The sequence below is a fragment of the Campylobacter sp. 110 genome (genome assembly GCF_002383965.1).
Classification (GTDB): Bacteria; Campylobacterota; Campylobacteria; order Campylobacterales; family Campylobacteraceae; genus Campylobacter_D; species Campylobacter_D coli.
Genome location: NZ_NXBD01000019.1, coordinates 41,437 through 48,206, shown reverse-complemented (window position 1 = coordinate 48,206; position 6,770 = coordinate 41,437). Strand labels below are relative to the sequence as shown.

The 6,770-nt window shown below is 32.3% G+C and carries 1 protein-coding gene and 6 pseudogenes; 1 reads left to right on the top strand and 6 read right to left on the bottom strand.

What is annotated here, in order from left to right; all coding sequences use genetic code 11:
* From BGS43_RS02345 to BGS43_RS02325, 5 pseudogenes are all read right to left on the bottom strand, one after another.
* Positions 1–397, bottom strand: a pseudogene (locus BGS43_RS02345) (hypothetical protein); the annotation flags it as partial.
* 127 nt (positions 398–524) lie between these two features.
* Positions 525–689, bottom strand: a pseudogene (locus BGS43_RS10220) (hypothetical protein); the annotation flags it as partial.
* Positions 683–1,033: pseudogene (locus BGS43_RS02335) on the bottom strand (hypothetical protein). The pseudogenes BGS43_RS10220 and BGS43_RS02335, both read right to left, overlap by 7 nt.
* Positions 1,034–1,203: 170 nt before the next feature.
* Positions 1,204–3,692: pseudogene (locus BGS43_RS02330) on the bottom strand (molybdopterin guanine dinucleotide-containing S/N-oxide reductase).
* 62 nt (positions 3,693–3,754) lie between these two features.
* Positions 3,755–4,275 (bottom strand): annotated as a pseudogene (locus BGS43_RS02325) (cytochrome c3 family protein).
* A 340-nt stretch (positions 4,276–4,615) separates the two neighbouring features.
* On the opposite strand from BGS43_RS02325, the pseudogene BGS43_RS02320 reads away from it, so the two are divergent.
* Positions 4,616–5,429, top strand: a pseudogene (locus BGS43_RS02320) (CPBP family intramembrane glutamic endopeptidase).
* Between the two features lie 3 nt (positions 5,430–5,432).
* Here BGS43_RS02320 and purF read toward each other — a convergent pair.
* The gene (gene purF / locus BGS43_RS02315; RefSeq protein WP_096568657.1) at positions 5,433–6,770 is read right to left on the bottom strand and encodes an amidophosphoribosyltransferase; all 1,338 of its coding nucleotides are present in this window, start codon (positions 6,768–6,770) and stop codon (positions 5,433–5,435) included.

The following is a 6,770-nucleotide window of genomic DNA, read 5'->3' as shown; positions in this document are numbered from 1 at the left end:
AGAAGTGATCTCTTCTAAAGCTGCTGCAGTTTCTTCTAAAGAAGCTGCTTGAGAATTAGAAGAAGTGGTTAAGCTTTGAACAGCAGTTTGTAATTCTTGCAGTAAGATTACCACTTTCTACTACTCCTACAGTTTCAACACTTTCTTTTACTGCTTTAGCATCTTGTTCTAAACCTTGTTTAGTAGCAAGAATGTTTTCGTTGATAGCTTTAGAGATTTGACCAAATTCATCATTAGTTTTTACATCAATAGTAGAAACATTTTTGGTTTTATGGTTGATGAAGTTGAAGAAGGAAGTAATATTTGCATCTATTCCTTGTATTCCAATAATTAAATTTCTATAGAATATAAAAATAAATGGTATAATAATTAATATAAAGACTATAGAAAACAATACAGTCTCAAAAAAGCCTTCAGAAAAAAATGATAACAATTCTTCCAAATTTCTATCAATATAAGGTTCTAAAGTGTCTTTGTATACACCAGTGGAAATCCATAAATTATCTGTATTAGGGATTAAATAGCTATATGCTGTTTTTTCTGCAATTGTATTTTCTCCATTGGGTTGAGGTTTTGTAAAGTGAAAGGTAACAAACCCTCCCTTTATCTAATGCTCTTTGGTATAATTCTCGAACATAAAAGATTCCATTTTCATCTTTTGCATTATATAAATCTGTGCCAATCAAGTCTTTTCTAACAGGATGGGCTTTGACGGTTGTTTTTTGATAGACAAAAAAGTGTATCCGCTTTGATCCTCTTCAAATCTAAAATTTTCAATTGCGGTAGCGATAATTTTTATTTTTTCTTTTTCATCATCAACATCTTTGATTAAATCCCCTAAAGCAATAGCCATTGATTTGGTTAAAAGTTCAACTTTAATGTCTATTTCCTTGTTGATTAAATTTTTTGTTGTTTGGGCAATTTTTTGACTTCCTTGTAGATTGTTGTAATAAAAAATTGCAAAAGTTGCCAACATTGAAATAAAACAGATGGCTCCCAACATAAGCATTTTTTTACGAATTGATAATTGCATAAACACTCCTGAACTGATTTTTGAGCGCATATTTTGCCTATAAAGGTTTTAATTCATATTAAATTTGAAACAATTGTCATTTTGATTTAGATGTTTTAATTTTTTTGGATTAGATTGCTTTTATGTGTTTTTAAGCTAAAGAAAGTCCTAAGACTTTCTTTAAGATAGAGTTAAATAGCACCTTTTGGAGCGCTAAAAGCATTAAGAGCTGGAAGTGTGCCTGTAAATTTTTCTATATTTACAAGTCCTGTATGCGCTATATTACCATTTGCAAGTTTTGAGCTTGGAATATCTATGGTTAAGACATTTGCATTTCCACATTTGCAAAGCCCATTTTCGTCAGGATCATACCAAGCGCCTTCACATAGTCTTACGACGCCTTGCATGATATCATCACTTATAATTACACCTGCTAAGACCTCTCCGCGTTTATTAAAGACTCTTACAACATCACCATTTTTAACACCAAGTTTTTTTGCATCTTTGGTATTTATCAAAATCGGCTCTCTATCTTTTATCGCATAAGTATCTCTTAAACTTGTGTGGCAAAGCTGAGAATGCAAGCGATCTTTTGGATGGTTCGTGAGTAGATGAAAAGGTGCTTCTTTGGTAGCATTTCCAAGCCATTCAATCGGTTCAAATCAAGTAGGATGCGCTTTGCAATCATCATAATTGTAATTTTTGATTGTTTGAGAGTAAATTTCAATCAAGCCTGATTCTGTGCCTAAAGCATTAAGGATTGGATCTTCTATAAATTCTGAAAAACGTGTCCATTCTAAGCTTTCTGCAGTGGCTTCAAAAGTAATAGGTTCGTTTTTTGCCCAAAATTCTTCAAAATTTGGCATAGGAGTAGCAAAAGCCTCACCAAAGCTTTGAGTTTGTTTTAAAGCACTATCATAATATTCTTTGATGAAGTCTTTTGCTTTTTTGCCCTTTTCTGTATAAGCATTGTATACATTTTGACCATAAACTTTGCAAATATCAGCAAAAATTATATAATCATCTTTGCTTTCACCCACCGGTTCAACGGCTTGTTTCATTGGCACTATATGCATATTAGAATAATCCCCACTCATAGTAATGTCATCTCTTTCATAAGATGAAGTTGCAGGCATTACAATATCTGCCATTTTCGCTGTTGGAGTCCAATAAATTTCATTAACTACTACAGTACGAGGTTTTCGCCATGCTTTTACATTGGTATTGGTATCTTGATGATGCACGAGCGGATTTCCACCTACCCAGTAGATAAAATCAATATCAGGATAAGTAATTTTGCTACCATTGTGATCTATGGTTTTTCCAGGGTTAAGTAAAGCATCTGCTATTCTTGCTACAGGGAAAGAATAACTTGCAGCATTTTGAAGCCATTCTGCGCCACCGCTTGCTTGGTTTGATTTAGCCAAACCTTGAAATTTGCCATTTTTCCAAATTCCTAAGCTTCCAGCATTGATTCCGCCGATTACCCCACCTTTGCAAGTTGGCACACCTCCATTGCTATAATGGTAACTAAGCCCAAAACCACCTCCTTTGGTACCGATTTGTCCTATTATAGAAGCTAAAGTTACAAGCATCCAGTGTGGTTGCTCGCCATAATGAGCTCTTTGCATACCCCAACCACTCATAATCATAGTAGGATTATCGTAGAAAATTTCAGCTAAATTCTTAATCATCTTTTCATCGATACCACAAATTTTGCTTGCCCATTTAACATCTTTTTTTGATACCGTCTTCTTTTCCATCAAGATAATCTTTAAATTTATCAAAGCCAGTAGTATAATTTTCTAAAAATTCATAATTAACTTTATTTTGAGCAATCAAATGACTTGCCATACCCATCATCAAAGCTACATCGGTATTTGGGCGTGGTGCTACCCATTTTGCATTTAAAAATTTAGCTGTATCGGTTTTTACAGGATCAATGCAAATAACTTTTATTTTCTTTTCTTTAAGTTTTTCAAAATAAGCCAAACCTCTTTGTTCTGATGCAGTCCAAGCAATGCGTAAAGTAGAAATCGGGTCAGCGCCCCAAATAACGACATATTTAGAATGCTCTAAAATATTTTCCCATGAGGTTTGCTGTTCATAAACTTCAATGGAACCAACCACATAAGGCATAATAATCTGAGAAGCCCCTGTAGAATAGTCTCCAGTAGCGCCAACAAAACCACCTGTAACATTTAAAATCTATGTAATAATATTCTAGCATTTTGCATATTACCACTTGATTTCCAACCATAACTTCCACCAAAAATAGCACTTGTACCCTTAGCTTCTCTTGTTTTTTTGAGTTCTTTTGCGATAAGTTTTATAGCTTCATCATAACTTACACGAACAAATTCATCTTTTCCACGAAGTTCAGGTTTAGGATTGTCAGGGTTTTCAAGATAGGATTTGCGTACATAAGGATATTTTACGCGAGATTTATAAACCATATCTGCGGTGTAATGCTGCAAAGGATTATCCATCTTAGTGATTTTTTCCCAAGGTTCACTTTTAATGATTTTACCATCTGAGCTGCCGTGATGACTTCACCGTTTTTTACAAGTCCAAGACTTACTTTTGTAGCTTCTACACTTTTTCCTGCACCTAAAGTCGGAATAAGGGGTAAAGTACTTAATGCTGCACCAATTTTTAAAAATCTTCTTCTATCTAACATAGCCTTTCCTTTTATTTTGCTTTAAAATCTTTTGCGTTTTTTTGTAAATATTGTATTACTAGCTATCTATCTTTTTTATCAATCCCTGTTCTATCTGCCATAGAGCGAAAAACAGCAGGCCAAGCATTAGCGGTAAATTCTTTTTCAGGATGTAAGGCATGGCAAATTCCGCAATTTTCAGCAAAAAGATTTTTTGCACGACTTAACATTTCTTTATTGTCTTTAGCAAAATCTTTTTTATCTGCCCAAATTTCAAGGCTCACCTTATTCCATTTACCATTTTTCCCGCACTTGTTTGTGAGAAATTGAGTTTTGTATTTTTAGAAAAAGCAGCAACAATGATTCTTTGGGAATCGTTAAAATAAATCACAGAAGGAGCTTTGGGATTTACATATCCATCAACTTTTATTAAAACCCTATCTTTATCACTTTTTAAAATTTCAAAAGCATTTGTAGGTAAAAGCCTTCCTGTAACTTTAGTATCATCTTTGTTAAGATAAAGCGATACAACTTCATCTGTATAGGCTATTTCTTTAGCCCATAAACATGTCGCCAAGACAAAAAAAGAAATGAAAATTTTCATTGTCAATCCTTGATAATAATTATAATAGTATTATTTTATTATTTAAATAATTAATTATTCATTAATAAGATATTTTTTATTCTATATGTAAATATTTAATATTTCTATATTATTCCTTATGATTTCAAACTCATAGGGCTGATATTTTATCATCAATGAAATTTAAATGTATTTTAAAAATTAAATTGTTTATTTATGATAAATTCATATTTTTTATGATTGACACAAGCTTTGCTTGGGTTTTTTTAATCACTTATATGAGTGATTTTTATAGATATTTAATTTTTTAAGTGATACTATTTTTGCGAAATTTGATGAAATTAAAAAAGAGAAATAAAATATGATCTTAACTTTTATCTTGTTAGTCTTAGCTTTGGCCTTGCTCTCATTTAAAAAAATAAAATTATCTTTTGTAGTATTGGCAATCAGTGGATTTTTGGCTTATTATCATAATATCATAGAAATAAGTTTTATTGTTTTTGTGGGTATATTTTTTTTATTGTCCTTGTATTATAAAAATAATAAAAATGTATTTTTAGAGCTTTTGATAGTGGCATTTTGTTTGCTTTTATTTTTGCATTTTATTCCAGGTGTTAATAATGTAAAAATTCTAGATAAAGTTCATGCAAGTGAGCATAGCAGTGCTTTTACTTTATATTTTAGTTTTGATAAGCCTTTGGGTGTTTTTTTACTTTTTTTTACTCATGCCGAGTTTGTTTGAGAATTTAAATAGAATAAAACCAAAATTATTTCAAGCAGCGTTATTGTTTGCAAGTCCTTTTTTACTTTTATCTATCCCTTGGTATTTGGGTGTAATTAAAATGGAAATAGGCTTTCCTTCTTGGATAGTGTATTTTTTATTTTCTAATTTATTTTTGGTTGCTTTGGTTGAAGAAGCATTTTTTAGGGGTTATTTACAACAAAGATTACAAGGTTTGATAGGGGGTGTAGGAGCGCTTTTAGTCGCAAGTTTGGCATTTGGAGCGGCGCATTATAAAGCAGGTATTTTGATGATAATCTTTGCTTCTTTGGCAGGTTTGATTTATGGAATGGCTTGGAGATATAGTAAGAGTTTGTGGCTTAGTGTATTTTTTCATTATGGTTTAAATTTAACACATTTGTTTTTCTTTACTTATCCCTCTTATGTAAAATAGAGATTATTTGATAAAATAATCTCCATCAAAGCTAATTAAAGAATATTTTCTCTCATCCCCTATGCTTTGAGTTAATTCTTCGATACTTAAAAAGCTAAGTGAATCTGCTTCCACATATTCGCGTACTTCTTCTAAATTTTTATTAGCGCTAATGAGTTCTTCAAAGGTTGGAGTATCGATCCCATAAGTATCTGGAAATTTAATTTCAGGGCAAGCTATGGCCAAGTGAATTTTACTTGCACCTGCGGCACGAAGTAGGGAAATGATTTTTTTAGAAGTTGTCCCACGCACTAAACTATCATCTACTACGACAATTTCTTTATCTTTTAGAACTTTATGCATAGGATTTAATTTTAATTTAACTTTTAAATTTCTAAGCTCTTGAGTAGGTTCGATAAAGGTTCTACCTACATAATGGTTTCTAACTATTGCCATTTCAAGAGGGATTTGTAAATATTGAGCAAAACCTATAGCTGCACTTACTCCACTATCTGGCACAGGCACGACAAAGTCTGCTTTATAAGCAAATTTTTTAGCTAAAGCTTCGCCCATTTTTTTACGCACTTCATACACGCTTTTACCTTCTACTATGCTATCAGGTCTAGCAAAATAAATGTATTCAAAAGCGCAAATTCTAGGAGTTTGAGAAAAAAGTTCTATGCTTTCAAATTTATCATTTCCTTGAGTAAAAATAAGCATTTCCCCTGGTTTAACATCACGTATAAATTCAGCCTCTATAAGATCAAAAGCGCAAGTTTCACTAGCAACTATATAGCCTCCATCTTTTAAGCGCCCTAAAGATAAAGGACGCACCCCATAAGGATCTCTTACAACATAGAGCTTGTCTTTGCTTGCTAAAACAAAACAATAAGCTCCTATACATTCTTTTAAACTCTCAATAAATCTATCTTTTAGACTTTCTTGCTTACTTCTTGCGATAAGATGAACAATATTTTCTGTGTCCATATTGGTTTGAAAAATAGCCCCATCTTGAATAAGTCTTGATCTTACTTCTTCTTTATTGACTAAATTTCCATTATGCGCTAAAGCAATATCACCTAAAACCGAAGTGGCTGCTATGGGTTGGGCATCGTTTAAACTTGAATTTCCCGCGGTAGAATAGCGATTATGCCCTATAGCGATTTCACCTTCTAAAGTTTTTAAATTATCGGGATTAAAAATTTGACTCACTTCACCTTTAGCTTTAATAGTCTTAATATTTTTACCATTACTCACACTAATACCACTTGCCTCTTGCCCACGGTGTTGCATAGCAAAAAGCGCATAATACGCATAAGTACTAGCATTTTTTGAATTAATAACTCCTACAACTGCACACAT